Source organism: Ensifer sp. M14 (genome assembly GCF_003355565.1).
GTDB lineage: Bacteria > Pseudomonadota > Alphaproteobacteria > Rhizobiales > Rhizobiaceae > Ensifer.
Window position 1 is genome coordinate 2078768 of record NZ_QJNR01000004.1, and the last position, 26041, is coordinate 2104808.

20 protein-coding genes are annotated in these 26041 nt (G+C 64.1%); 6 read left to right on the top strand and 14 right to left on the bottom strand.

Going from position 1 to position 26041, the window contains the following annotated elements; all coding sequences use genetic code 11:
- Positions 1–3: 3 nt before the first annotated feature.
- The 4 genes from BLJAPNOD_RS09935 to BLJAPNOD_RS09950 form a co-directional block, all read right to left on the bottom strand.
- Positions 4–570, bottom strand: a complete 567-nt coding sequence (locus tag BLJAPNOD_RS09935; RefSeq protein WP_077499781.1) for a TetR/AcrR family transcriptional regulator — start codon at positions 568–570, stop codon at positions 4–6.
- A complete protein-coding gene (locus BLJAPNOD_RS09940; protein WP_115419681.1) occupies positions 567–1061 on the bottom strand; it encodes an HPP family protein in 495 nt (164 codons plus the stop codon). The genes BLJAPNOD_RS09935 and BLJAPNOD_RS09940 overlap by 4 nt, the downstream gene beginning before the upstream one ends.
- Positions 1062–1127: 66 nt before the next feature.
- Positions 1128–3122, bottom strand: coding sequence for a CocE/NonD family hydrolase (locus BLJAPNOD_RS09945; protein WP_115419682.1), 1995 nt, complete (start codon positions 3120–3122; stop codon positions 1128–1130).
- A gap of 115 nt (positions 3123–3237) precedes the next feature.
- The gene (locus tag BLJAPNOD_RS09950) at positions 3238–4827 is read right to left on the bottom strand and encodes an ABC transporter substrate-binding protein (protein ID WP_115419683.1); all 1590 of its coding nucleotides are present in this window, start codon (positions 4825–4827) and stop codon (positions 3238–3240) included.
- Positions 4828–4954: 127 nt separating this feature from the next.
- Between BLJAPNOD_RS09950 and BLJAPNOD_RS09955 the strand changes: the two genes are divergently transcribed.
- Positions 4955–5749, top strand: a complete 795-nt coding sequence (locus tag BLJAPNOD_RS09955; protein ID WP_115419684.1) for a helix-turn-helix transcriptional regulator — start codon at positions 4955–4957, stop codon at positions 5747–5749.
- Positions 5750–5818: 69 nt separating this feature from the next.
- Entirely contained in the window at positions 5819–6160 is a 342-nt protein-coding gene (locus tag BLJAPNOD_RS09960; RefSeq protein WP_077499791.1) for a PAAR domain-containing protein, read from the top strand.
- An 83-nt stretch (positions 6161–6243) separates the two neighbouring features.
- Here the strand turns inward: BLJAPNOD_RS09960 and BLJAPNOD_RS09965 are convergent, their stop codons facing one another.
- The 9 genes from BLJAPNOD_RS09965 to BLJAPNOD_RS10020 all read right to left on the bottom strand — a co-directional run bounded on the left by BLJAPNOD_RS09965 (position 6244) and on the right by BLJAPNOD_RS10020 (position 19024).
- Positions 6244–7896, bottom strand: coding sequence for an ABC transporter ATP-binding protein (locus BLJAPNOD_RS09965; RefSeq protein ID WP_115421230.1), 1653 nt, complete (start codon positions 7894–7896; stop codon positions 6244–6246).
- Positions 7889–8716, bottom strand: coding sequence for an ABC transporter permease (locus BLJAPNOD_RS09970; RefSeq protein WP_115419685.1), 828 nt, complete (start codon positions 8714–8716; stop codon positions 7889–7891). The genes BLJAPNOD_RS09965 and BLJAPNOD_RS09970 overlap by 8 nt, the downstream gene beginning before the upstream one ends.
- Positions 8713–9828: an ABC transporter permease gene (locus BLJAPNOD_RS09975; RefSeq protein ID WP_077499796.1), complete on the bottom strand. Its 1116-nt coding sequence runs from the start codon at positions 9826–9828 to the stop codon at positions 8713–8715. The genes BLJAPNOD_RS09970 and BLJAPNOD_RS09975 overlap by 4 nt, the downstream gene beginning before the upstream one ends.
- Positions 9828–11417 carry an ABC transporter substrate-binding protein gene (locus BLJAPNOD_RS09980; protein WP_077500025.1) on the bottom strand — a complete coding sequence of 530 codons (1590 nt, stop codon included), beginning with the start codon at positions 11415–11417 and terminating at the stop codon, positions 9828–9830. Before BLJAPNOD_RS09980 ends, BLJAPNOD_RS09975 begins: the two co-directional genes overlap by 1 nt.
- A gap of 340 nt (positions 11418–11757) precedes the next feature.
- Positions 11758–12540: a carnitinyl-CoA dehydratase gene (locus tag BLJAPNOD_RS09985; RefSeq protein WP_077499798.1), complete on the bottom strand. Its 783-nt coding sequence runs from the start codon at positions 12538–12540 to the stop codon at positions 11758–11760.
- A gap of 4 nt (positions 12541–12544) precedes the next feature.
- Positions 12545–14614: an acetate--CoA ligase family protein gene (locus tag BLJAPNOD_RS09990; RefSeq protein WP_115421231.1), complete on the bottom strand. Its 2070-nt coding sequence runs from the start codon at positions 14612–14614 to the stop codon at positions 12545–12547.
- 556 nt (positions 14615–15170) lie between these two features.
- On the bottom strand, positions 15171–16331 hold the full coding sequence (locus BLJAPNOD_RS10005; protein WP_115419687.1) for an acyl-CoA dehydrogenase family protein: 1161 nt from the start codon (positions 16329–16331) through the stop codon (positions 15171–15173).
- Between the two features lie 288 nt (positions 16332–16619).
- On the bottom strand, positions 16620–18110 hold the full coding sequence (locus BLJAPNOD_RS10015; RefSeq protein ID WP_115419688.1) for a carnitine 3-dehydrogenase: 1491 nt from the start codon (positions 18108–18110) through the stop codon (positions 16620–16622).
- A gap of 11 nt (positions 18111–18121) precedes the next feature.
- The gene (locus BLJAPNOD_RS10020) at positions 18122–19024 is read right to left on the bottom strand and encodes a 3-keto-5-aminohexanoate cleavage protein (RefSeq protein WP_077499808.1); all 903 of its coding nucleotides are present in this window, start codon (positions 19022–19024) and stop codon (positions 18122–18124) included.
- Between the two features lie 108 nt (positions 19025–19132).
- Here BLJAPNOD_RS10020 and BLJAPNOD_RS10025 point away from each other — a divergent pair, with 108 nt between their 5' ends.
- Entirely contained in the window at positions 19133–20104 is a 972-nt protein-coding gene (locus BLJAPNOD_RS10025) for a GlxA family transcriptional regulator (protein WP_115419689.1), read from the top strand.
- A gap of 318 nt (positions 20105–20422) precedes the next feature.
- Here BLJAPNOD_RS10025 and BLJAPNOD_RS10035 read toward each other — a convergent pair whose 3' ends face one another.
- The gene (locus BLJAPNOD_RS10035) at positions 20423–21601 is read right to left on the bottom strand and encodes a LysR family transcriptional regulator (RefSeq protein WP_158556109.1); all 1179 of its coding nucleotides are present in this window, start codon (positions 21599–21601) and stop codon (positions 20423–20425) included.
- 209 nt (positions 21602–21810) lie between these two features.
- Here BLJAPNOD_RS10035 and BLJAPNOD_RS10040 point away from each other — a divergent pair, with 209 nt between their 5' ends.
- The 3 genes from BLJAPNOD_RS10040 to BLJAPNOD_RS10050 are packed head-to-tail and all read left to right on the top strand — an operon-like array spanning position 21811 to position 26040.
- Complete coding sequence (locus tag BLJAPNOD_RS10040) at positions 21811–23349, top strand: aromatic amino acid lyase (protein WP_115419692.1); 1539 nt, start codon at positions 21811–21813, stop codon at positions 23347–23349.
- A gap of 43 nt (positions 23350–23392) precedes the next feature.
- Positions 23393–24772: an amidohydrolase family protein gene (locus BLJAPNOD_RS10045; RefSeq protein ID WP_115419693.1), complete on the top strand. Its 1380-nt coding sequence runs from the start codon at positions 23393–23395 to the stop codon at positions 24770–24772.
- Entirely contained in the window at positions 24772–26040 is a 1269-nt protein-coding gene (locus BLJAPNOD_RS10050; RefSeq protein ID WP_115421232.1) for a Zn-dependent hydrolase, read from the top strand. The genes BLJAPNOD_RS10045 and BLJAPNOD_RS10050 overlap by 1 nt, the downstream gene beginning before the upstream one ends.
- The last annotated feature ends 1 nt before the right edge of the window (position 26041 follow it).

Below are 26041 nucleotides of genomic sequence, written 5' to 3' on the forward strand. Positions count from 1 at the left end.
TTGTCAGTTCTGCGACGAGCGGCAGCGCGCCTTGAGGCGGCTAAGCACGCGGCCGAACGCTTGAGGATCATCGAGGCTGCGGGCAAGAATGAGCGCACCCTGGATGCCGCCGATCACCTCTTCGGCGAGCGCCTGTCGTTCGCTCTCTGCGGTGCCCTGGCGGTCGAGTGCCTCAGCAAGGGCCGTCCGCCAATCGGCGAAATAACGGTTGAGTTCGACCGAGAAGCGATCATGCGCGCCGCTTGCGGCAATGACGCCCATCAGGCAGAGGCGGCGTCCCTGGCGAAAGTAGCTGTCGACGGCGGTAAACATGTCGTCGATCGCGGCCGCCGGTGTTTCGCCGCTGCGCAATGGGTCGAATATGTTGGTCTGGAACCATGTGGCGATGTCGCCCAGCACGGCCTCGGCCATCTCCTCCTTTCCGCGGGGAAAGAAGTGATAGAGGCTGCCCTTGCCGAGCCCGGTCTTCTCGGTGATCAGGCTGAGGCTCGCGCCGTCATAGCCATGCTCGCGAAAGACCTCCGCAAGCGTGGCGATGACATCCTGGCGCTCGGCGACGACGCGGCTCATGCGGGCTTCCTTTGAAGCGGATATTCGACCTTGCCGAAACGATGAAACAGCGTGCCGACGGCGACCAGTATCAGCGAACCGGTCAACACGGGAAAGAGCAGGAACTCGAAGCCGGGGTCACTGGCAAAGACCACCAGCGGATTGGCGCCGGCCGGTGGATGGGTGATGCGCAGCGCTGCCATCAGTGCAATTGCGGCGCCGACGGCGAGGCCGACCGCCCACCACTCGTTGGGAAAGATCGCGCGCATGACGAGGCCGACCAGCGTCGCGACGAAATGGCCGCCGACGACATTGGCCGGCTGCGAAAGCGGGCTGCCGGCGACCGAGAAGATCAGCACGCAACTGGCGCCGAACGGCGCCATCAGCAGCGGTTCGCCGACGATGTTGGTGAGCGCGCCGACGGCGGCAATGGCGACAAGGCCGCCGATGCCGGCAACCAGGCCGCGGCCGATATGGATGGGAGGTTGGTGACGACTGAAAAAATGGCGCATGACTGTACCAATCAGTAAAGTATTTACCGATTGGTACAGTCATGCGGCGCTGAAGTCAAGATGCGCCTACATCAGGTCGCGCGCGACCCGCTTGGCAAAGCTCTTTTCGAAGATCGGGGCGTCGTCTTCATAGGCGACGATCTTGGCTTCGGTGATCCAGTCGTTGGCGTCACAGGTGAGCACCGAGGTCGAGACGGTGCGCACCGACCAGCCTTCGCGCTTCGCAATGCAGGTCCAGGTCGAGGTGCCGATCATCGAGTGTGGATCGTCTGACGCGATGGACCAGGTCTCGTCGCGAATGTCCTGCGTCGAAAGCCCGGTATCGGGGTGCTCGCTCAAGCCGCCATCCTCGTAGATGCGATAGTGGGTGACGCCATTGGTCATGTCGCGCTCGACGGTACGGCTGGTACTGCCCGCCGTATGCTCGATGTACTTCGGCAGCGGGTCCGGATTTTCCGGCTCCGGCACGACCACCTCGCTGTGCTGGCCGAGCAGGGGTAGCGAAAGCGCCAGGCTTGCCGTGTCGATGGTGAGCCCGGGATCGCCTGGCGGCGGCAGGATCATCGGCCAGTAGGAGGTCGACAGCGACAGCCGGATGCGGTGACCGGCGCGCACGCGATAGCCGCAGGCGTCGAGAACCAGGGTGATCCGCGTCTTGCGGCCCTTCTCCATCGGTCGCGGTTCGGCATTGCCGTCGCGATGCGCCAGATTGAGCACGCCGAAGGCGATGCGGGTGGCGGTCCCATCCGGATGCACATCGACGATGCGGGCAGCGAGGTTGGCGGTGTCTGCGGCGCAGGTGACATCGACCGAGAGGCTCGCCTGGCCGAGATAGTCTTCAGCCTCCAGCGAGGGACGCGTTTCGAAGGTCAGCGCGCCGGCATCGTCGATGCGCTGGTCGCCGGCCATTTCGGCATCGGGTTTCAGGGTGAAGTATTCGCCGGATGCCGTACCGGTATCGAGCGGCGATTTCAGATAGACGTCGCCGATGCCCTTGTCCTTGGTGTCGGCGGCGAGCCTGCCGTCGAGCGTGACGCCGAGAACCTGCATCTCCGGCGTCTGCCAGACGTCCTTGGCGACCCAGCGGCCGGGGTCGTTGTCGCGCCGCACAGTCGGGCGCGGGCCGTCGAGGATATAGGCGCGCACCTGCGGCCCGCCTTCGGCGCCGTTGTTCTCGTCGCGCAGAAAGCGGTTCCACCAGCGGATCGCCTCGCCATGGAAATCGGCGCGCGGCTTCGGCCAGGCGAAATGCGGATATTTGTGCACCCAGGGGCCGATCATCGCCTTGGCCTTCATGCCGAGACCCTCGACGGCTTTCAGCGGCGTGTTGCGATAGCCGTCGGCCCAGCCGGCAATGACGAGCGCCGGCGTGTCGAAGCTGTCGAAACTCTCTGAGATCGAGCCATGCTGCCAGAAGGCGTCGCGGCGCTGGTGCTCGAGCCATTCCTCCATGAAGTAGGGCTCGTTCTCCAGGCGCTCCAGCCACATTTCCTTCCAGCGATCGCCGACGATGGCGGGGTCCGGCGAGCGCGATTGATAAGCAAGCATCGTCGCCGCCCACGATAGCTGCGCCGAGAGATGGCACCCGTTCTTGTAGTGAATGTCGTCGTTGTAGCGGTCGACGGTGGAGGCGATGGAGATCACGGCCTTCAATGCCGGCGGCTTCAAGGCTGCGACCTGCAGGCAGTTGAAGCCGCCCCAGGAGATGCCCATCATGCCGACCTTGCCGTTCGACCAGGGCTGGGCAGCGATCCATTCGATGATCTCGCAGCCGTCGGCAAGTTCGCGCGGTGTATATTCGCCGTCGATGACGCCGTCGCTTTCGCCCGAGCCTCTGATGTCGACACGCACGCCAGCAATGCCGGCGGCGGCAAAGACCGGGTAGGTCGATTCATCGCGAAGGCTCGTGCCGCCGCGCTTGCGGTAGGGCAGGTATTCAAGCACTGATGGCACCGGGTCGGCATCCGTGCCTGCGGGCATCCAGATGCGGGCGGCAAGCCGGGTGCCGTCCTTCAATCGGATCCATTCGTTCTCGATCAGGGTGAATTCACGGTCTGACATTTCGCTTGTCCGCTCACTCTCTTTGTTCTCACGCATTTCCCGAAGCCAGGTGCTTCTGCCGGAAATGCTCTGGCTCCGTGTTTTTTGCGCAATTCCGCACGCGCTGGAGTTGCTCTTAGCTGTCGAACCAGACGCGGCTGGCAACGTAGCCGTTCGAAAGGTCGTTGCCGATGTCGTGCACAAAACCCTTCAGCGATGCGGAAGCGGCGTTCACGTAGTCGTTGAACACCGGCAGGATCAGGCCGCCTTCGTCGCGCACTGTCATTGCCATCGTGCGGTACATCTCCTTGCGTTTGGTCTCGTCGAGCTCTGAGCGTGCCTGAAGCAGCAGCTTGTCGAAGTCCTCGCGCTTGAAGCGGGTGTCGTTCCACTCGGCACTGGAAAGGTAGGAGGTGGAGTAGCGCGAATCCTGCGTTGGCCGGCCGCCCCAGTAGGAAGCGCAGAACGGCTGGACGTTCCAGACATTGGTCCAGTAGCCATCTTCCGGCTCGCGGCGCACTTCGAGCTCGATGCCGGCCTTCTTGGCGCTTTCCTGAAACAGCACCGCGGCGTCGATGGCGCCGGGGAAGGCGGCATCCGAGGTGCGCAAAAGGATCGGCCGGTCGTGGCCCGACTTCTTGAAGTGGAAGGCGGCCTTGTCGGGGTCATAGGCGCGCTGCTCGATGCCCTCGGGCGCCAGAGCATAGTTCTCGTTGACGGGGTAATCGTTGCCGAGCGTGCCGAACCCGCCGACGACGCGGTCGAGGATCGCCTGCCGGTCGACGGCATATTTCAGCGCCAGCCTCAGGTCGTTGTTGTCGAAGGGCGCCGTGTCGCAATGCATCAGGAAGCTGTAGAAGCCCTTGCCAGCGGTGCGCAGGATCTCGACGCGCGGCGCGCGCTTCAGGAGCGGCACGGTCTTCGGGTCGATGTTGTTGATGAAATGCACCTGGCCGGAGGAGAGCGCCGCAATGCGGGCCGTCGTGTCGTTCATCACGATGATTTCGACACTGTCAACGAAGCCTCGATCCTGGCGCCAGTCGTTGGTGTTCTTCTCGAAGGTCGAGCGCAGGCCCGCCTCGTAGCTCGCCAGCTTGTAGGGGCCGGTGCCGATGGGCGAGGCGGGATTGTCGACGCCGCCGCGCGGCTGGATGATCAGGTGGTAATCGGTCAGGAGCAGCGGCAGGTCGGCATTGCCTTCGGTCAATGTCAGAACCAGAGCTCCGGCCTTTTCCTCGATCGTCTTGATCGAGCGCATCAGGCCGAGCGCGCCCGACTTCGAGCCTTCGTCCGAGTGGCGCTTCAGCGTAGCGATGACATCGGCGACGGTCATCTTGCTGCCGTCGTGGAAGCTGACGTCGCTGCGGATCTTGAACGTCCATTGTGACGCGTCGGCCGAAGGCTCCCAGGATTCGGCGAGTGCCGGCAGCGGTGCGCCAGTCTTCGGATCGGATTCGACCAGTGTGTCGCCCCAGAGATGGCCGATGACGAAGGAGACCGAGCCGCTGTAGCCGGCGGGGTCGAGCGTATCGGTGGTGGCGCCGCCCTTGAGGCCGAGCTTCAGGTGGCCGCCGCGCTTGGGCTCCTCGGCGCGAGCATCGCCCGCGACCATTGTGCCGCCAAAGCCTGCCGCCAGACCGAGCGCTGCGGTGCCTGCCAGAAAGCCGCGACGGTTGATGCCGGCAGGTACGATGAGGCCGTCGGGACGCTTGGTGAAGTCGCTCATGTGCAGGTTCCCTCTGAAGTTTGTTTCTAGCGAAAACCTAACGGTTGGCACCGGCCACACAATTTCGCGACTTGACGCGGATTTACGCGACTTTACGCTATCTGTCGTTCCGTTCGGGAGAGCAATCTTGCACGACGCCGACCACTTTGCCGCCAATCTTCGCTTTGCCTGCGCGACGCGGCGCTCGATCTCGCAGATCTGCCGGGAAATCGGGATCAACCGTCAGCAGTTCAACCGCTACATCAGCGGCGAGGCGCGGCCGTCGGCGCACAATGTCGCCCGCATCGCCGGCTTCTTCGGGCTGCAGGCGCAGGACTTTTCGCTGTCGGCAAAACTGTTCGAAGCGCGCATGGTGAGGCCCGATCGCGACCGCTCTGAAGCCGGGCTGCTGCTTGAGGGATTTCCGGGCGACCTTGCCGGGCTCCGCCGTCATGTCGGCTACTACCAGACCTATCATCTCTCGCCGTCGTGGCCCGGCCGCGTCGTCTGCTCCTGCGCCCGCATTCATGAGGAGAGCGGTTCGATCCGGGTGAAGTCGATCGAGCGCATCCGCGATGCGGCCAACGAAATCCAGCAGTTTTCGAAGTATGTCGGCCTCGCCACCTTCTGGCGCAACCGCATCTTCATCGCCGAGCGCAGCGTCGGGCGCCAGCCGATGCTGTCGCAGACGATCCTGATGCCGTTCGAAGTGCATCAGCGCGTCTATCTGCGTGGCACCACCATGGGCGTCTCTTGGCGCAAGGAAAACCTGCCCTATGCCTCGCGTATGATCTGGCGCACGCTTGGCCAGGAGCCGGATCTCCGGCAGATGCTGTCGCGCTGCGGGGTGCTGGCCATGGGGTCCCGGCAAATGCCCGCGACGGTGCGCACCTTTCTCGAAACGCCTGATGCCGACGTGCTGACGGTACCGACCGATTATTGAGGTGGCGGCCTTCGCGTTGCCGTCCTAGATTGCGCCATGAGCAAGCGACCGTATCGTTGAGGGAAGCCGATGAAATCTGCTGTTGTGGCCATGTCAGGCCTTCTGTTCGCCTGCTCAGCGGTGCCATCAGGCGCTGAAGATGCGCGTCCACCGATCCCGGCCTGCGCGCTTTCCGGTTCCACCAGCGTCATGATCGGCGGCCAGCCGGCGCTTCGGCTTTCCGACGTCGCCAACTGCCCGCCGGAACTTTACGAGGTGGTGCCGAGCATCATGATCGAGGGGCAGCCGGTGGTGCATTTTCGCTCGGGCAGCGGCGCTACCGGAGACTGCACCGCCAAGGCGGAATCGTCCGTGACCTTCGAAGGCAAGGCGGCGCAGCGGCTGGGTGATGTCGATTGCAAAGTGAAGTGACAGCCAGCTCCTGTTGACCCGTCGCCCCTCACCCTAGCCCTCTCCCCGCAGGCAGGGAGAGGGGACTCTGTTGTCGCTGACCGTCAGTTGCCGGCACTTTCCATGCGCCGTGTCTTCAGCACCCGTTCCAGCCAGCCGATTTCCATCTCGGGCACGGACTTCAGCAGCAGGTCGGTATAGTCGTCGAAGGGCGGTGCCAACACCTTGGACTTCGGCCCGAACCGCACCAGCCGGCCGCGATGCATGACGGCGACGCTGTCGGCGATTGCCCGGACGATGGCGATGTCGTGGGTGATAAAGACATAGGAAACAGCGGTTTCCTCCTGCAGCTTCAGAAGCAGATTCAGGATGCCCTCGGCCACCAGCGGGTCGAGCGCCGAGGTCGGTTCGTCGCAGAGGATCAACTCCGGTTCCGCAGCAAGCGCCCGGGCGATGGCGACACGCTGCTTCTGGCCGCCGGAGAGCTCGGCCGGATAACGATCGAGGAACTTCGTTCCCATCTCGATCTGGTCGAGCAGTTCCTTGACCCGCGCGGTCTTCTTGGCGCCATGCATGCCGAAGTAGAAGGAGAGCGGCCTGCCGACGATGTCGCGCACCGTCTGGCGCGGGTTCATCGCCGTGTCGGCCATCTGGTAGATCATCTGGATGCGGCGCAGTTCGCCATTGCTGCGGCCCTTCAGGGCGCGCGGCAGTTCCTTGCCCTCGAAGGTGATGCGCCCCTCTGTCGGCGGCAAAAGCCCGGTGATGACGCGGGCCAGCGTCGACTTTCCCGAGCCGCTTTCGCCGACGATCGCCAGCGTCTGGCCCTTGGGCAGGTGCATGGAAACGTCGTGCAGCACCTTGAAGCCATTGGCATAGCCGGCGCTGATATGCTCGATCTTCAACTGCGTGCCGGTCTGGTCCGGCGCCTCATCGCGCTTGGTCTGGCGGACGCTGACCAGCGCCCGGGTATAATCTTCCCGCGGAGCCTCGATGATCTGCTTGGTGGTGCCGTATTCCACCGTCTTGCCGTGGCGCAGCACCATGATGTCGTCGGAGATCTGGGCCACCACCGCGAGATCGTGGGTGATGTAGAGCGCTGCGGTGTGTGTTTCCTCGATCGCGTGCTTGATCGCGGCAAGCACATCGATCTGGGTCGTCACGTCGAGGGCGGTCGTCGGTTCGTCGAAGACGATCAGCTCCGGGTTGGGGCAAAGCGCCATCGCGGTCATCGCCCGCTGCAACTGACCGCCCGAGACCTGATGCGGATAACGCTCGCCAAACGTTTCCGGGTTCGGCAGGCCGAGCACCCGGAAGAGATAGAGCGCGCGTTTCTTCGCCTCCTCTCGGTTCATGATGCCGTGGCGCAGCGATGCCTCGATCACCTGATCGCCGAGCCGGTGGGCCGGATTGAAGGCGGCCGCTGCCGATTGGGCGACGTAACAGACGCGCGCACCGCGGATCGAGCGGATGCCGTTCTTGTCGAGCGTCAGGATGTCCTTGCCGTCGAGCAGGACCTCACCGCCAGTAATGCGCACGCCACCGCGGCCATAGGCGAGCGCCGACAGGCCGATCGTTGATTTGCCGGCACCGGATTCGCCGATCAGGCCGAGAACTTTGCCCTTCTCAAGGTCGAAGGACACGCCTTCGACGAGGGTGACGGTTTTCGGCGGTTCGCCCGGCGGATAGCTGGTCGCCTCGATCTTCAGGTTCCTGACGGAGAGAAGCGTGTTCCTTGCAGATGAAGGTTCAGGCATCGCCACGCCCTCCTTTCAGGCTGGAGGTTCGTTTCATCAGCCAGTCGACCACGAGGTTGACGCAGATCGCCAGCGTCGCGATCGCAGCACCCGGGATCAGCGCTGCCGAGATGCCGAAGATGATGCCGTCCTTGTTGTCCTTGACCATGCCGCCCCAGTCGGCGGCCGGCGGCTGGATGCCGAGGCCGAGGAAGGAGAGGGTGGAGAGAAACAGGATGGAGAAGGCAAAGCGCAGGCCGAATTCGGCGAGCAGCGGCGACAGCGTATTGGGCAGGATCTCGCGGAAGATGATCCAGGCGCTGCCTTCGCCGCGCAGCCGTGCCGCCTCGACGAACTCCATGACCGCGACATCGAGCGCAACCGCACGGCCGATGCGGAAGACGCGGGTCGAGTCGAGCACGGCCATGACCAGGATCAGGATCCACAGATGCTGCGGCAGCACGGCAAGCACGACGAGGGCGAAGATCAGCGTCGGGATCGCCATCATCAGATCGTTGAAACGGGAGAAGAACTGGTCGACGAAGCCGCCCATGACGGCTGCGGTGAACGACAGAATCATGCCGAGCGAGAAGGACAGCACGGTTGCCGCCAGCGCCACGAAGATGGTGGTGCGGGCGCCATAGATCAGGCGCGACAGTAGGTCGCGACCGAGATTGTCAGTGCCGAGCAGGAAGTCGCCGCCGGCCGGCAGCCAGACATCGCCGACGACGTCACGCTCGCCGAAGGGGGCGATGACGGGTGCAAACAGCGCGCAGAAAATCGCAATCGCGATACCGGCAATGCCGATCCAGGCACTCAAGGGGATGGATCTCAGGTTCATCGCGGGTGCCTCAGTCTCGGGTTGGCGAGAATGGCGATGATGTCGGCCGCCATGTTGAGGAAGATGTAGAAGGCCGCGAAGATCAGGCCGCAGGCCTGCACCACCGGCATGTCGCGCACGGTCACGGCATCCACCATGTATTGGCCCATGCCGGGATAGACGAACACCACCTCGACCACGACGACGCCGACGACAAGATAGGCAAGGTTGAGCGCGATGACGTTGATGACGGGCGCCACTGCATTGGGAGCGGCGTGGCGAGCGATGATGCGGAACATGCCGAGGCCCTTGAGCTCGGCCGTCTCGACATAGGCCGACGACATGACGTTGAGGATCGCGGCCCTCGTCATGCGCATCATGTGGGCGAGAACGACGAGCACAAGGGTTGCGACCGGCAGAGCGATTGCCGAGAGACGCTCGGTGAGGCTCATACTGTCGTAGACGGTCGCCGGGAAGGTGGCGACGCCGAACTTGACGGCGAAGAACATGATCAGGAGATAGCCGACGAAGAATTCGGGCAGCGAGATGGCCGCAAGCGAGACGACGTTGATGATCTTGTCAGGCAGCCGGTTGCGGAACTGCACCGCCAGCATGCCCAAGCCGACGGCGAGCGGCACGGAGACGATCGCGGCGAAGAAGGCGAGGAACAGCGAATTGCCCAGGCGCTTACCGATCTGTTCGCCAACCGAGTTTTTGCTGGCCCAGGAGGTGCCGAAATCACCTTGCACGGCGCCGCCGAGCCAGGAGAGGTAACGCTCGCTCCAGGGCTTGTCGAGGCCGAGGTCCTTGCGGATGTTTTCCACCGCCTGCGGCGTTGCCGACTGGCCGAGATAGGTGGTGGCGAAATCGCCGGGGAGCGCCTCGATGCCGCCTGATATCATCAGCGAAACGGCAAAGAGCAGCCCGACGCTCAAGCCGAGACGCTGAAGGATCAGCGCCGCGAGCGGACGGCGAAAGGTGAAGCGCCGCCAGAAGGTGCCGTCGATTTCACCCTTGGCATCGGTGGGGTTGGGTTTTGCTGGTACACCGGAAAGAGCGGCAGACCGCGGATGTGTTCCATCCGCGGCCCCATCCGTCGGAACCGGACCAGTCAGCGGTCCGCTTTCCATCATCAGGCGTCGAGCCAGACGCGGGTGGCGATATAGCCGTTCGACATGTCGTTGCCGATATCGTGGACAAAGCCCTTCACCTGCTTGGTGGAGGCGTTCACGAAGTCGTTGAACATCGGCAGGATCAGGCCGCCTTCGTCGCGCACCATCGTGGCCATGGTGCGATACATGTCCTTGCGTTTGGTCTCGTCCAGTTCCGCGCGGGCCTCAAGCAGGATCTTGTCGAAGTCTGGCCTCAGGAAGCGGGTGTCGTTCCAGTCGGCGGTCGAGAGATAGGCCGTCGAATACATCTGGTCCTGGGTCGGGCGACCGCCCCAGTAGGATGTCGAGAAAGGCTGAACGTTCCAGACGTTGGTCCAGTAGCCGTCGCCCGGTTCGCGCTTGACCTCGATCTCGATGCCGGCCTTCTTGGCGCTTTCCTGGTAGAGAACGGCCGCGTCGACCGCACCCGGGAAGGCGACGTCGGAGGTGCGCAGCAGCACAGGGCCGCTGTGGCCGGACTTCTTGTAGTGGAAGGCCGCCTTGTCGGGGTCATAGGCGCGCTGCTCGATGCCTTCGGGGAAGAGGGCATAGGTATCGTTGATCGGGAAGTCGTTGCCGACCTTGCCGTAGCCGCCGAGGATGCGCTGGACCATGGTTTCGCGGTCCATCGAATACTTCAGCGCCATGCGCAGATCGTTGTTGTCGAACGGCGCGGTGTTGGCGTGCATGATGAAGACGTAATGGCCGCGGCCCGATGTGTTCAGGATCTCGACGGTCGGCGCCTTCTTCAGGAGGTTGACGGTCTTCGGATCGACGCGGTTGATGAAGTGGACCTGACCGGAGGAAAGGGCAGCGATGCGGGCCGTGGCGTCGTTCATCGCGATCAGTTCGACCGAATCGACGAAGCCGCGATCGGTGCGCCAGTCGTCGGCGTTTCGCTCGAACGTGGCGCGCACGCCGGCTTCGAAGCTTGCCACCTTATAGGGGCCGGTGCCGATCATGGCATCGGGAGCGTCGAGGCCGCCATTCGGCTGGATGATCAGGTGGTAGTCGGTCAGGAGCAGCGGCAGGTCGGCATTGCCTTCCGTCAGCACCAGCACCAGCTTGTCGCCGTCAGCCTTGATTTCCTTGATTGATTTCATCACGCCAAGCGCGCCGGACTCCGACTTTTCGTCGGTGTGGCGCTGCAGCGTCTTGATGACGTCGTCGATTGTCAGTTCCTTGCCGTCATGGAATTTCACGCCCTTGCGGATGGCGAAGGTCCAGGTCGAGGCGTCGGCCGACGGCTCCCAGGATTCGGCCAGTGCCGGTACCGGCGCACCGGTGGTCGGATGGCTCTCGACCAGCATGTCGCCCCAGTTGCGGCCGACGACGAACATGAACTGCGACAGTGCCTTTGCCGGGTCCTTGCTATCGGTTGCGGCAGCGCCTTCGAGACCGAGTTTCAGATGGCCGCCGCGCTTGGGCTCCTGGGCCTCAGCGCTGGTGGCAAACAGCGTGCCTGCGGTCGATGCGAGGATGCCGGCTGCAGCCGCGCGCCCGAGAAATTCACGCCGGTTCATCTTGCCGAGCATGACCTGTCGTGTGAGGTAATCCTTGTAATCGCTCATTCCCCTGTTCCCTTCTTTGTCGGCATTCGCCGTTCGTTCTGGTTGGTAGAGATTGCTGCGTACCGCCACCTTGCGGATGGCTTTCGGATCGGCCGTTTGGGCCATTTTTCATCTTCGATTGCCTGTTGTCTCCTTTCCCGGGCGGACGCTTTTGGCTTCAGATCGATAAGCCTAATCGCTTGGATGAACCTTGTAACGTCCTAAATTATCATTTATTTCCATAAGGCTGGCTTATGGATAGCCTTCGGCGACGCGCGAGTACCCCTGCACGTTCCGTGACGTCGTTTCGCCGGATCACCGGCACGTTTTTTCAGTCCTGCGCCGCCTCTGGCAGCGTCCGTCAGCGCCCCTTCCAGACCGGGTCGCGCTTCTCGGCAAAGGCCTTTGCGCCCTCCAGCTGGTCCTCGCTCGAATAGAGAATGTCGACGGTCTTGAACTGCCGGCGGGTGATCTTGTTCATCGTCGTCTGGAAGGTCTCGCCCTCGGCTGAGCGCACCACTTCCTTGATCGCGGCGTAGACGAGGGGCGGGCCGCTTTCGAGCAGCCGGGCCAGTTCCCAGGCGCGCGCCATCAGCTTGTCGGCGGGGAGGATCTCGTTGACGAAGCCCCAGCGGTTGGCCTCGACGACGTCGAGCCAGCGGCCGGTCAGGAGCATGTCCATGGCGATGTGGTAGGGGATGCGCTTCGGCAGCTTGATCGAGGCGGCGTCGGCAACGGTGCCCGAGCGGATTTCCGGCAGCGCGAAGGTTGCGTGCTCGGCCGCCAGGATCAGGTCGGTGGAGAGTGCGATTTCGAGGCCGCCACCGCAGCAGATGCCGTTGACGGCGGCGATCACCGGCTTGTTGAGATCGCGCAGCTCCTGCAGGCCGCCGAAGCCGCCGATGCCGTAATCGCCGTCGACCGCGTCGCCGGCCGCAGCCGCCTTCAGGTCCCATCCCGGACAGAAGAATTTTTCGCCGGCCCCGGTGATGATGGCGACGCGCAAGCTGTCGTCGTCGCGGAAACCTGCGAAGATTTCGCCCATGATCCGGCTGGTCTTCAGGTCGATGGCATTCGCCTTCGGCCGGTCGATCGTCACTTCGAGAATGCCGCCCTCGCGGCGCGTCAGGATCGGTCCGGTCATGGCGTCAGTTCCTCCGACGGATCAGGGCGTCGGCGGCGATGGCTCCATGGCCTTCCGGTAACACCATTAAAGGATTGATATCGAGTTCTTCGAGGTTTGAAGCGTTTGAAACGACATAGGATGCCGCAGCGGCGACAGCGTCGGCAAGGGCGGCAAAATCGCCCTTCGGGCCGCCGCGATAACCGTCGAGAAGCTTGCGAATCTTGAGGCCGTCGATCGCTTCGCGGATCAGGTCCGGCGTCGTCGGCAGCGTCAGGATGGCGGAATCGTCCAGCAGTTCCACGAGGATACCACCGGCGCCGATGGTCAACACCGGACCCGCGACCGGGTCGCGCATCGCGCCGATGATGAGTTCGGCGACCGGCTTTGCCACCATCTTTTCGACGAGATAGCCGGAGGCGACCGAAGCCATGCTTTCGGCCGCCTCAAGCACCGCTTCGCGGCTCGACAGGTTCAGCTTGACGGCACCTGCTTCGGTCTTGTGGGCAACACCCAATCCCTTGAGCACGACGGGGAATCCGAGGCTTTCGGCGGCACTGGCAGCATCTTCAGGCGTTAATGCGGTCTTGCCCGCCGGGATCCTGAGGCCTGAGGCTGAAAGCTCGGTCTTGGCGTCATGCTCGCTGAGCGTGATCGAACCGCCGCCACCGCCAGAAACACCGCCGTTCAACAGCTTCGGCGGTATTGGCTTGGCCCAGGCAGCTCCGATGCCGGCTGCGGTCTCGACCGCCGCCAATGCCTCGTCGATGCCGAAGAAGGGGATGACGCCAGCCGCCATCAGCGACAGCGCCGTCTGTTCCGGCATGTTTTCGCCGAGGCTGGCGACGATGCCGGCGCGCGCGCCGGTCGCTTTCGCTGCATCAATCACCGCATCGCAGGTCGTCACCCAGTCGGCCGCGTCGCAGCGGTCCTGGCGGGGGAAGTCGAGCACGATCAGGTTGAGCGCGTAGCCGCCCTTCATCATCGCGCTGAAGGCTGTGGTCTGCTTTTCTCGGTTGCCCCAGACGAAGGTGTGGTAGTCAAGCGGGTTGGCAATCGTCACCATCTCGCCGAGCGCTTCCTTGAGCGGCTTGCGTTGCTCGTCAAGCAGCGCCCGATAGTTCACGCGGTAGCGCACACCGGCGTCGGCCATCAGCGAGGCCTCGCCGCCCGAGCAACTCATCGAGGAGATCTCGTTGCTTTCGAGCGGGCCGGCGACATGCAGCAGCTTCAGCGTTTCGAGCAGCGCCGGTAGCGTATCGACGCGGCCGATACCGAGGCGGGCGAGAAGCGCCGAGGACACCCGGTCGTTGCCGGCAAGCGAGGCGGTGTGCGAGACGGTGGCAAGCTGGGCCGCCTCGGACTTGCCGACCTTCAGCGTCACGACCGGCTTGCCGAGTTCGCGGGCGCGTGTCGCCAGCCGCTCGAGGCTAGCAATGCTGTCGAAACCCTCGATGTGCAGGCCGACGGCGGTGACGCGCGGGTCTTCGAGCACGGCGCAGGCGATGTCGGAGAGACCCGTCTGCGCCTGGTTGCCGGCGGTCATGAGGTAGGCGAGCGGCAGGCCGCGCGTCTGCATCGAGATGTTGCAGGCGATGTTTGAGGATTGCGTCAGGACGGCAACGCCCTTTTCGACACGCTGCATGCCGTGCTGGTCGGGCCAGAGCAGGGCGCCGTCGAGCATGTTGATGAAGCCGTAACAATTGGGACCGACGATCGGCATGTGGCCGGCAGCGGCCACCAGCGCCTCCTGCATGTCATTGCCGTCGTCGAGCTCGCTTGCCGCCTCGCGGAAGCCCGAGGCGTAACAGACGGCGCCGCCGGCACCGCGCGCGGCAAGTGCGGCGATGATCTCGATGGTGAGCTGCCGGTTGACGCCGACGAAGGAGGCGTCGGGTGCGGCGGGAAGGTCGGCGACCGAGCGGTAGCACTTGCGGCCGAGGATCTGGTCTTCTCTCGGGTGCACCGGCCAGATTTCGCCGGAAAAGCCCATCTTGTCGCATTGTTCGATGACCCGCCGCGCTTCCTTGCCGCCGAAGACGGCGATGGATTTCGGTCGGATCAGGCGGTCGAGGGAGCGGGGAGTGTGGATCATGCCGTCCTGCACTCCCTCATTCCTGTGCTTGTCACAGGAATCCAGCTGGCTTGAGTCGGCAAGCCGATAGGAGCTTTCGTTTTCACGGCGCCAATGCCGGTCGTGTTCTGGTCTTGCGCGGCACGGACGTGCCGCTGCTTCATCCCTGTGACAAGCACAGGGATGAAGGCGGGAGTGAGGTTCGCCGTCATCGGACCACGCTCCCACCGGCCGCAACGGGTCGCTGCTGATGGTGTGGCGCTGGATTTCAGATGGATCAGGCGGTCGACGGAGCGGGGTGTTTGGGTCATGCCGTCCTGCACTCCCTCATCTGGATGGTCGCAGGAGCACCTGGCGCCGGGCTGTTGGTCGTCCGACTGCTGGCCGCCAACGCCCTCATTCCTGTGTTTGTCACAGGAATCCAGCCGGCTTGCGTCTGCAAGCCGACGGGAGTTTTCTTTTTCACGGCGCCAACGTCGGTCGCGTCCTGGTCAAGCGCGGCACGGACGTGCCGCTGCTGGATTCCTGTGACGAGCACAGGAATGAGGGAGGGAGAGGAAGCCTGCTCAATCATCCCTTACGCTCCCAGCGGCCGCAGCAGGTCGCGGCTGATGATGTGGCGCTGGATTTCGGAGGTGCCGTCCCAGATGCGCTCGACGCGGGCGTCACGCCAGAAGCGGGCGAGCGGCAGGTCGTCCATCAGCCCCATGCCGCCGAAGATCTGGATCGCCTCGTCGGTGACGCGGGCGAGCATTTCGGTGGCGTAGACCTTGGCAGACGCGATCTCGCGGTTGGAGGGCAGGCCCTGGTCGAGGCGCCAGGCAGCCGACAGCGTCAGGAGGTCGGCGGCGTCGATCTCGGTGATCATGTCGGCGAGCTTGAACGAGACGCCCTGGTTGGCGCCGATCGGCTTGCCGAACTGCTTGCGCTCGGCGGCGTAGTTGAGTGCATAGTCGAAGGCGCGGCGCGCCCGGCCGACCGAGGTTGCCGCCACCGTCAACCGTGTGGCGAACAGCCAGTCGTTGGCGACGTCGAAACCCTTGTGCACTTCGCCGAGGATCTGGGCGGAGGGCAGGCGGCAATCATCGAAGGTCAGGACGCAGTTGTTGTAGCCGCGGTGGGAGACGGAGTTGTAGCCTTTGCGGATCTCGAAACCGGGCGTGCCGCGGTCGACGAGGAAGCAGGTGATCTTCTTCTTCGGTCCGCGCGGCGTGTCCTCTTCACCGGTTGCGATGAAGACGATGACGAAATCGGCGATGTCGGCATGGCTGATGAAATGCTTGGTGCCGTTGACGATCCAGTCGTCGCCGTCCTTGCGGGCAAAACACTTCATGCCGCGCACGTCGGAGCCGGCATCCGGCTCGGTCATGGCGAGCGCGTCGAACTTGTCGCCCTTGACCGCGGGCAGCAGGTATCTTTCGCGCTGTTCGTCGTTGCAGGCCATCAGGATGCCCGAGGGCCGGCCGAAGAACACGGTCAGGCCCATCGAGCCGCGGCCGAGCTCGCGCTCGACGAGGGTGAAGGAGGTGTGGTCGAGCCCGGCGCCGCCGACCTCTTCCGGGAAATTACAGCCGAAGAAGCCGAGTTCCTTGCACTTGCGGGCGATGTCCTGGCCGAGTTCGCGCGGCACGATGCCGGTGCGCTCGACCTCGTCCTCATGCGGATAGATTTCGGTCTCGACGAAGCTGCGGACCGTGTCGACGATCATCTGCTGTTCATCGGTCAGTGCGAAATTCATGTGTTCTCCCTCGCAATTTATCTGCCTGCCTGTAGCCGATCTCCCCATCGACGGCTGGCGTGCTTGTCTTGCCCCTCACCCTAACCCTCTCCCCGCCGGCGGGGAGAGGGGATGCCTCTCGGGTAGCGCACCGCTCCGGCCACCAAGAACCGCTGCGACCTTTGAAGGAGCGAGCGGTTGCGGCAGATCCCTTCTCCCCGTTTACGGGGAGAAGGTCGCGGCAGCGGGATGAGGGGCGGCCGACGCCCGGAACATTCCCGCAAATTCCCTTCCCACGAGAAAGGGCAGTCAGCGCTTTTGGCCGACGAACCGTCCGGCACCGTCCGGCTTCGGCAGGCCCGAATGTGCCTCGGTGATCGCCTTCAGCTTGTCGAGCACCTTCGCAGGCGCCGCGACCGCTTCGCCGGCCTTGCTGTCGACATGCAGCATCATCTGCTCGGCGGTTGCGACCGCTTCCTTCGTCTCGGCATTGTAGATCGTCGAGAACAGATGCAGGCGCTTCTCGTCCGAGGACAGCAGCTGGCAGGTCGAATAGAGCGCATCGCCGAGCTTGGCCTCGCCAAGATTGCGGATATGAGTCTCGACCGTATAGTAGCTGTGGCCGTCGCGCACGTATTCGAGGTCGACGCCGATCAGGCGCAACAGGCCGTCCGAGGTGTCGCCGAAGACCTGGAGATAACGATGCTCGGTCATGTGGCCGTTGTAGTCGACCCAGGCAGCGCTCACCTTGGTATCGAGAATGTGCAGCGGCTTGACGTCGCCGAGATCGGCTTCCGGCTTCTTGGCATTGGCCCAGAGCTTCGCTTCGAAATCGGCGAGCAGCTTGCCCGCTCCCCAGCCTTCGCCGCCATTGCCCGATTTCAGCGCGTGCATGATGCCGACGAGGTTTTCGTCGCGGATGCGCTCCAGTTCGCGGATCGAACGGCCGGCGGCCTGCGCGTCCGACTGGGCGCCGATCTTTTCGACGAGCGCATCGTCGAGGTCGACGACGTCGGTGAACTTCGTCCACGGCCATTTCAGGCAGGGGCCGAACTGGGCGAGGAAGTGGCGCATGCCGGCTTCGCCGCCGGCGATGCGGTAGGTCTCGAACAGGCCCATCTGCGCCCAGCGCATGCCGAAGGAATAGCGCATGACGTTGTCGAGCGTTTCGGTATCGCAGATGTCATCCTGGATCAGCCACAGCGCCTCGCGCCAGAGCGCTTCCAGCAGCCGGTCGCCGACGAAGGCCTCGATCTCCTTGGCGATGACGACGCCCTTCATGCCGATCTGCTCGACGCCCTGCATGGCGCGTTCGATCGTCGCCTTCGACGTCTTCTTGCCGCCGACGAGTTCGACCAGCGGTAGCAGGTAGACCGGGTTGTAGGGATGCGCCACGAACATGCGCTCGGGGTGCTTCATCTCGGCCTGAAGGTCGGAGGGCAGCAGGCCCGAGGTGGACGAGCCGATGAGCGCATCCGGCCTTGCTGCCGCGTCGATCTGCGTGATGACGCCGCGCTTCAGCTCCAGCCGCTCGGGCACGCTTTCCTGAATCCAATCAGCGTCCTTGACCGTTTCCTCGATGCTTTTGCAGAAGGTGAGTTTTCCCTTCGGCGGCAGCGGCGCCATGGTGAGCATCGCATAGGCACGCTCGGCATTGGCCATGACTTCGCCGATGATGCGCTCGGCTTCCGGATGCGGGTCGAAGATCTTCACGTCGATGCCGGCGAGCGCAAAACGCGCCACCCAGGCGCCGCCGATGACACCGCCACCGACGCAGGCTGCATTCTTGATCTGGCTCATTGTATCCCCGCTCAGCGCTTCGTCAGCTTCAGTTTCTTGCGGACCTCATCCGGCCCGATGATCTTGGCGCCCATGCCTTCGATGACGCCGACGGCCTTTTCGACGAGCTGGCCGTTGGTCGCGAGCTGGCCCTTGCCGATGTAGAGGTTGTCTTCGAGGCCGACGCGAACGTTGCCGCCGGCAAGCACCGCCGCTGCCGGGTAGGCCAGCGCGTTGCGGCCGATGGAGAAGGCCGAGAAGGTCCAGTTGGCAGGCACGTTGTTGACCATGGCCATGAAGGTGTTGAGGTCGTCGGGCGCACCCCACGGAATGCCCATGCAGAGCTGGATCAGCACCGGATCCTCGATTAGGCCTTCCTCGGCGAGCTGCTTGGCAAACCAGAGGTGGCCGGTGTCGAAGGCCTCGATCTCCGGGCGCACACCGAGTGCCGTCATCTGGCGGGCCATTTCGCGCAGCATCGACGGCGTGTTGGTCATGACATAGTCGCCGAGCGAGAAGTTCATGGTGCCGCAGTCGAGCGTGCAGATTTCCGGCAGACATTCGGCCACATGGGCGACGCGCTCGGTGGCGCCGGCCATGTCGGTGCCTTTTTCATTGACGGGCAAGGGGCTTTCGACGTTGCCGAACACCAGATCGCCGCCCATGCCGGCGGTCAGGTTCAGCACCATGTCGACATCGGCCGAGCGGATACGGTCGGTGACTTCGCGGTAGAGGTCGAGCCTGCGGGAGGGGGCGCCGGTTTCCGGATCGCGAACGTGGCAGTGGACCACGGCAGCGCCGGCCTTGGCCGCCTCGACCGCCGCTTCGGCGATCTGTTTCGGCGTGATCGGAACGTGGCTGGACTTCGAAACGGTGTCTCCCGAGCCGGTGACGGCACAGGTGATGAATACCTCGCGGTTCATGCTGAGCGGCATTGCTGTCTCCCTTTTATTGCGACCATTACGAGCCAAGAACGACGGCGCTGCTTTTCATAATCGGTTCCAGATTGTACATTATCGGCAACGGGGCGGAGAAGTTTGCAGATGGATCAGAACGTTTCGCAGGTGCAGCACGCCGATATCCTGGTGTTGCCGGAGACCAACCTGATCCTCGTTGCCTCGGTGATCGAGCCGATGCGCGCCGCCAACCGCATCGCCGGCCGGCCGCTCTACAGCTGGACGCTCTACAGCCCTGACGGGGAGCCGATCGAAACCAAGAGCGGCATTCCCATTCCGGTCTCAGGTGCCTTCCGGCCGCAGCGCGAAACGGCACCGCTGTTCATTCTCTCAAGCTACAACTGGCAGCGCAGCGCCACCTCGCAATTGAAGATGATGCTGTCGCAGACGGCGCGCCATCGCGAAATGATGGCGGGCATCGAATCCGGCTCCTGGCTGTTGGCCGAAACCAGCCTGCTCGACACCTCCCGGGCCACCACCCACTGGGAGGATTTCGAGGACTTCACCGCCGCCTATCCGCAGGTGACGATGGTGCCCGAACGCTTCGTCATCGATGGCAAGCGCATCACCACGGGAGGGTCGCTGCCGACGCTCGACCTGATGCTGGAGCTGATCCGCCGGGCGCATGGCTACTCGCTGGCGCTCGAAGTGTCTCGCCTATTCATCTACGAGCAGGAGCGCACCCGCGGCGACCTCTTGCAGATGCCGGCCATCGGCAACATGCGCATCCTCGACCCGCGTGTCGGTGCGGCGGTCAAGCTGATGGAGGAAACGGTGGAGGCGCCGCTGACGCTTCAGCGCCTCGCCCGCCGCATCGGCGTCAGCGTTCGGCACCTGCAGGATCTGTTTCGCGACACGATGGGGGTGGCACCGCACGAACATTACCTGGCGCTGCGCCTTAATGCGGCACGGCGCAAGGTGATCGAGACGCGCATGGAATTTGCCGACATTGCCGCGATCTCCGGCTTCAATTCCTCCTCGTCGTTTTCGCGCAGCTACCGCGCGCATTATCGCGAAAGCCCGAGCGAAACGCGTCGCCGGCTGAAGCTCAAGGGCTGAAAGCGTACTTCAAGTCTTGATTTAAGTTTCGAATTCGTGAGTCGTTTCAGGCGGTTGGCGGCGGATGATCAGCAATTGATTCCGAAGCTGTTGCTTCGGGGTAAAGGGCCTGCTTTCGTTCGCGACCGTTTCTCCCTCCCTCATTCCTGTGCCTGTCACAGGAATCTAGCCGGCCCAAGTCCTTGGGCTGGTAAAGAGTCTTTCCGCCGCGCCGGCGCGCGTCGACTGGATTCCTGTGACAAGCACAGGAATGAGGACAATGGCAAACCCGAGCTCGCGAAATTTTGTGCCGCATACACTGTGTGACACCTCAAGCCGTCAAGCCTGTGCGCTTGCCCGCATCATCGAAATCATCAACTCGCCGACCTCGCTGGAAAATGCGCCGCTCGGCCAGATCAACGTCAGCGACTGACGGTATTGGGCTCCCAGCCGGATCATCGCCGGTGGGCGGTGGATGCGCGCCAGCGAGGTTTCCGGCAGCACCGAGAGATAGCCGTGGTGGCTGACCAGGTTGATGATCACGGGGATGGAATCGACCTCGACCAGCGTCACGCGCCGTCGCTCCGACTCAGTGAGGATATCATCGAGGAAGCGGGCGACCTCCCGGCGCAGGCCGCTTCGGGCGCTTGGCACAGCGATAGGACAGGTGGCCAGCAGCCGCGGAAGATTGCCGCCCATCTCCGACAATGCCAGGGCCGGTCCGGCCAGCACCAGCGGCGTCTCGGTGACCAGACGACCGTCGAAATCAGGGGGAATGCCCGCGATGTCGAGCAGGGCTGCGTCGAAGCGCCGGCTCTTGAGGCCGGCCAGAAGTTCGTCGGCGGTGGTGCTGGAAATGAACAGCGACTGGCGCGGACGGGAGCGGTGCCAGGTGGCGGTCAGCGCCGCCAGCATGCGGGCAATCTCGCTTTCCGGCCCGAGTGGCATGACCGCGCCGAGGCGCCAGGTGGTGACGTCGCGGCGGAACCGGTCGGCCGAGGCGCGCGTCAGCCGCGCCCAGAGGTCGAGCAGGCGTTCGACGTCGGGGATGAGGTCGAGAGCGACCGGCGTGCAGGCGATGCCGCCATGGGAGCGTTCGAACAGCCGGCATAGCAGATGGCGTTCGAGGTCGGCGATCTGCCGCGTCAGTTGCGGCTGGCCGAGGCCGAGGGTGTGGGCGGCGGCGCGGATGCTGCCGGCGCGGGCGATGCGCACGAACCGATCGAGCGCGACAAGGCCGACGGGCGGAATAGCGGTCGTCGGTTCCGCCTTGCTTTTGGCGAGCAGCGCCCTGATGGTGGCGCTTGCCTCAGCCACGTCGGCCTGGCGCGCGCGGGCTTCCAGGGTCAGGGCCATCAGGTTGCCATCGCGGCGGAAAAGCGGGATCGAAACGGCCTGCTCGAAGCGGCGAACGGCGGCGCTGACGCTTGACGGCGCACGGTCGCTCAAGGTGGCCGCGCGCCTTATGCCGCCTTCCTTCATCACGGTCTCGACGAGCAGGATCGTGGCGATATCCATTGTGCAAGTTCCCTCACCAGCATGGCCGTCGCTGTCGCGTTCAGCTTTCGGCATCGGCTGTTCAGGATTTGGGATATATCACGCGAGAGGGCAAACCGCATAGCATGCTGAACGACGATCCCTCGTCCAACGGGCCGGATCGCATCAAGTCTTTGCATCCACGCATCGTTTCGGCGTCGAGGCGCATCGCGTGGTAAGGTTCTCTCGGCATGCTGCAACAGGTCAAGTCCATCGTTCTCTGCGGGAAACCGCTCGACTTCGCGACGCTCGAGGAAATCGGCTCGGGGGCTGCGCGGCCGGTTGCGGACGAGGGCGGCATGGAGCGGGTTGCGGCTGCCCACAAGGTGATCGCCGATCGTGTCGCGCTCGGCCTGCCGGTCTACGGCTCCAACACCGGCGTCGGCTCGATGAAGGACCGGCTGTGGACGGCGGACGATCTGGTGGAATTCAACGCCTCGCTGGTGCGTGCCCACCATTTCGGCACCGGCGAGTTCTTCACGGTGCCGATTGTGCGTAAGGCGATCGCCATTCGCTGCAATACGGCCATGCGCGGGCATACCGGCTGCAGTCCCGAGCTGATCACCGCCTTTCTCGCGCTGATCGAACACGACATCATTCCGGCGGTGCGCCGGCATGGCTCGATGGGCTGTGCCGATATCGGCCTGATGGGACAGATCGCGGCGGTCCTGACCGGGGTCGGCGAGGCCTATCATCGCGGCCGGCTGGTGCCGGCCGAAACGGCGCTTGCCGATGCCGGGCTTGAGCCCCTGGTGATGCGGCCGCGCGATGCGCTGGCCGCGCTCAGCGTCAACGCCATCGCCTATTCGGCTGCCGCCGATGTGTTGCGCGAGGCTGCAGCGGCCATCCGCGTGCTGCTGGTCACCGGCGTAATGTCTTCCCAGGCGCTTGGCGCCTCGGCCGATCCGTGGCGGGTGGCGGCGACCCTGTCGACGCGTGGCGAGGCGCTGGTCGGTTCCTGGCTCTATGGCCAGTCCGGCGTTGCCGACTGGCCGTTGCCGACAGCGATCCACGATCCCTTGAGCCTGCGCATGACCGCCCAGGTGTTCGGCGCCGTCGTCGACACGCTGCTGGTGGCGGCCGGCCGTCTGGTCGAGGCGACCTATCTTTCCGACGACAATCCGGTGGTGCTCGGCGGCCAGGTGCATGCTTCGGGTGCATCGCTGCCGTTGACGACGACGCTCTATGTCGAAACCGCGCAGATCGCCTTTTCCCATGTGGCGCGCAACGTGCTCAACCGCTGCATCCTTTTGTCGAACGGCGGGAGGCGCAATCTTCCGGTCAATCTGGTGGCGCCGGGCGAAGTCGCAACCGGCCTCGGCCCGCTGATGAAACTCGCCGTCGAACTCTATATGCGCGTGCAGTCGATGGCGGTGCCGCTTTCGGCCCAGTCCATCGTCGTTGCCGGCGGGCTGGAGGAGGAGGCGACCTTCCTGCCCTTGATCGTCGAGCGCATGGAAACGCAGGTGCGCGACCTCCGGCAGTTGGCGGCGATCGAGGCGATCCTGTCGTCGCAGGCAATCGATCTCGTCGGCGACGCGCCGCACGGGATCGTCAAGCTTGCGCATGAGCGCACCCGCTCGATCAGCCCGATGTACGTCAAGGACCGGCCGCTTTCGAGAGAGATCGAGGCGCTGCAGCAGGCCTTCACCTGCCATGACCTGCTGCGCAGCTTCGTCGCCATGGCGCCGATGCCGGAATTCGACGACTTCTTTGCGCTGAGCAAGTGATCCAGGACTGACCCAACAAGACTGATCCAAGGGGGAGAACACGATGTCCGATTTCGATCTTGTCCTGAAAGGCACCGTCGTTCTTGCACACCGGATCGTCGAAGGCGGGCATGTGGCGGTTCGAGACGGCGAGGTCGTACATGTCGGGCAGGGGGCAGCACCATCGGCGCGTGAACGCCACGATCTCGGAACCGCGATGATCCTTCCCGGCGCCGTCGATGCGCAGGTGCATTCGCTGTCGCAGAAGAACCAGGAGGATTTCGTCTGGTCGACAAGGTCGGCTGCGGCGGGTGGCGTCACCACGATCGTCGACATGCCCTATGACGAGGGCAATCTCGTCTGCTCGGCCGAGGCTGTGGCCTACAAGGTGGAGCATGCGAGCCCGCAGGCGCGTGTTGACTTCGCGCTCTATGGTACAGTTGATCCCGAGGAAGGGCCGGCCCGTATCCTCGAAATGGTCGAGGCCGGTGTCGCGGCCTTCAAGTTCTCCACCTTCGGCACCGATCCCAAGCGTTTTCCGCGCATTCCCGCAGCCCTGCTCGAGGATTGCTTTCGTGCCATAGCGCCGACGGGGCTTTCTGCTGGCGTGCATAACGAGGACGACGAGGCGGTGCGAGCCGCGATCGAAAGGGTCAAGGCTGCGGGGGTCACCGACTACCGCGCGCATTGTCTTTCCAGGCCGCCGCTGACGGAACTGCTTGCCACCAACCAGATCTATGAGACAGGAGCCGCGACCGGTTGCCCGGCGCATGTGGTGCATTGTTCGCTCGGGCGCGGCTACGAGATCGCCGCCGCCTACCGCGCCCAGGGCCATGCGGCGACGATCGAATGCTGCATCCACTACCTGACGCTCGACGAGGAGAACGACGTTCGCAGGCTCGGGGGCAAGGCCAAAATCAATCCACCGATCCGGCCGCGCGCCGAGGTGGAAAAGCTCTGGCGGCATGTGGCCGACGGCACGGTGACGATGGTTTCGACGGACCATGTCAGTTGGTCGGAGGATCGCAAGACCAATCCGGACATGCTCGCCAATGCCTCAGGCGTGCCCGGCCTGGAAGTCATGGTGCCGCTGTTCATCAAGGGCGCGCTGGAACGCGGCATTCCGTTGACGCGGGCGGCCGAGCTGATGACGCTCAATCCCGCGCGGCATTTCCGGCTCGACCATTGCAAGGGTGCGCTCGAAGCCGGCAAGGATGCCGACATCATCGTCATGACCTCAGAGCCCTATACCTATGACGCGGCGACAAGCGGCAACAATGTCGTTGGATGGTCGCCCTATAATGGCATCAGATTGCCCTGGCGGGTGTCTGCCACCTATCTGCGTGGCAAGCTTGCCTTTGACGGACGCACCGTCGTTGCCAAGCCGGGCACCGGCGCGTTCGTCCGCCCGCTTCAGACCCTTGCCCTGCAGGAGGCCCGATGATGACCAGCGTCAAGACCAATCTGCCCGTGGATGCGGGCCGGATCGCCGGCATCGTCAACGGGCTCGCGGGCATCACCGAGCCGGACCGGCCGTATACCCGCCGTGCTTTCACGCCGTTCTTCCTCGAAGGCAGGGCGTTTCTCGATCGCCGCTTCCGGGCGGCGGGCCTGGAGACACGCATCGATGCGGCCGGCAATCTCATCGGCCGGCGCAAAGGGCGGAAATCTTCGCTTGGCACGCTGATGCTCGGGTCGCATTCCGACACCGTGCCGGAAGGCGGCCGGTTTGATGGCATCGCCGGCGTCGCAGCCGCGCTTGAAGTGGCGCGCGCATTGACCGACGCCGGCATCGAACTCGATCACGACCTGGAGATCGTCGACTTCCTGGCGGAGGAAGTGTCAATCTTCGGCGTTTCCTGCGTCGGCAGCCGCGGCATGGCCGGCATCCTGCCGGATGGCTGGCTGAGCCGGGTGCAGGGTGAATTGAGCCTGCGGCAGGGCATCGTCGAAGTCGGCGGCGATCCATCGCGCCTGTCAACACTGAAGCGCTCCGACATCAAGGCGTTTCTGGAGCTGCATATCGAGCAGGGGCCGGTGCTGGAGACGGGGCGACTGGATATCGGCGTCGTCACGGCGATCTCCGGCATCACCCGCATCGAGATCATCGTCGAGGGGCAGGCTGATCATGCCGGCACGACGCCGATGGGCCATCGGCGCGATGCGCTGGTTGCCGCCTCCCGGCTGGTGCTTGCGATCGAACGGCTGGCGACAGAGTTTTCGAAGGGCGAGGGCCATTTCACTGCGACGGTCGGCGAGTTCTCGATCGAGCCGAATGCGGCCAATGTAGTTCCCTCAAAGGTGCGATTGCTGATCGACGCCCGCGCCGAGTTGCGACCGCAGATGGAACGGTTCCTCGCAGAGCTTCAACCGCTTTGCCTTGGCATCGCTGGCGATGCCGGCGTGACGATCGCACCTGCCAATGTGATTTCCGACAACCACCCGACGCCCGGAGACCCGCTTCTGCTGTCGACGCTGGAAGAAAGCTGTGACGGGATCGGTGCCAAGCACCGGCGCATGGCATCGGGCGCCGGTCATGACACTGCCTGGATCGGGCGGATCACCCGCTCGGCGATGATCTTCATTCCATGCCGGGGCGGACGCTCTCATGCCCCCGAGGAATGGGCCGAAAACGACGACATCGCGCTTGGCGCCGCCGTACTCTTCGAAGCGGTGAAGAGGCTCGACAAACGATTGCAGGAGAAGGTGTGAG

Coding starts and splice junctions, on each gene's coding strand:
- BLJAPNOD_RS09935 (WP_077499781.1), bottom strand. CDS start 570: ATGAGCCGCGTCGTCGCCGAGCGCCAGGATGTCATCGCCACGCTTGCG.
- BLJAPNOD_RS10020 (WP_077499808.1), bottom strand. CDS start 19,024: ATGCCGCTCAGCATGAACCGCGAGGTATTCATCACCTGTGCCGTCACC.
- BLJAPNOD_RS10045 (WP_115419693.1), top strand. CDS start 23,393: ATGTCCGATTTCGATCTTGTCCTGAAAGGCACCGTCGTTCTTGCACAC.
- BLJAPNOD_RS10025 (WP_115419689.1), top strand. CDS start 19,133: ATGGATCAGAACGTTTCGCAGGTGCAGCACGCCGATATCCTGGTGTTG.
- BLJAPNOD_RS10015 (WP_115419688.1), bottom strand. CDS start 18,110: ATGAGCCAGATCAAGAATGCAGCCTGCGTCGGTGGCGGTGTCATCGGC.
- BLJAPNOD_RS10035 (WP_158556109.1), bottom strand. CDS start 21,601: ATGGATATCGCCACGATCCTGCTCGTCGAGACCGTGATGAAGGAAGGC.
- BLJAPNOD_RS09980 (WP_077500025.1), bottom strand. CDS start 11,417: ATGAGCGATTACAAGGATTACCTCACACGACAGGTCATGCTCGGCAAG.
- BLJAPNOD_RS10005 (WP_115419687.1), bottom strand. CDS start 16,331: ATGAATTTCGCACTGACCGATGAACAGCAGATGATCGTCGACACGGTC.
- BLJAPNOD_RS09940 (WP_115419681.1), bottom strand. CDS start 1,061: ATGCGCCATTTTTTCAGTCGTCACCAACCTCCCATCCATATCGGCCGC.
- BLJAPNOD_RS09970 (WP_115419685.1), bottom strand. CDS start 8,716: ATGAACCTGAGATCCATCCCCTTGAGTGCCTGGATCGGCATTGCCGGT.
- BLJAPNOD_RS09975 (WP_077499796.1), bottom strand. CDS start 9,828: ATGATGGAAAGCGGACCGCTGACTGGTCCGGTTCCGACGGATGGGGCC.
- BLJAPNOD_RS09990 (WP_115421231.1), bottom strand. CDS start 14,614: ATGATCCACACTCCCCGCTCCCTCGACCGCCTGATCCGACCGAAATCC.
- BLJAPNOD_RS10040 (WP_115419692.1), top strand. CDS start 21,811: ATGCTGCAACAGGTCAAGTCCATCGTTCTCTGCGGGAAACCGCTCGAC.
- BLJAPNOD_RS09985 (WP_077499798.1), bottom strand. CDS start 12,540: ATGACCGGACCGATCCTGACGCGCCGCGAGGGCGGCATTCTCGAAGTG.
- BLJAPNOD_RS09945 (WP_115419682.1), bottom strand. CDS start 3,122: ATGTCAGACCGTGAATTCACCCTGATCGAGAACGAATGGATCCGATTG.
- BLJAPNOD_RS10050 (WP_115421232.1), top strand. CDS start 24,772: ATGACCAGCGTCAAGACCAATCTGCCCGTGGATGCGGGCCGGATCGCC.
- BLJAPNOD_RS09965 (WP_115421230.1), bottom strand. CDS start 7,896: ATGCCTGAACCTTCATCTGCAAGGAACACGCTTCTCTCCGTCAGGAAC.
- BLJAPNOD_RS09960 (WP_077499791.1), top strand. CDS start 5,819: ATGAAATCTGCTGTTGTGGCCATGTCAGGCCTTCTGTTCGCCTGCTCA.
- BLJAPNOD_RS09950 (WP_115419683.1), bottom strand. CDS start 4,827: ATGAGCGACTTCACCAAGCGTCCCGACGGCCTCATCGTACCTGCCGGC.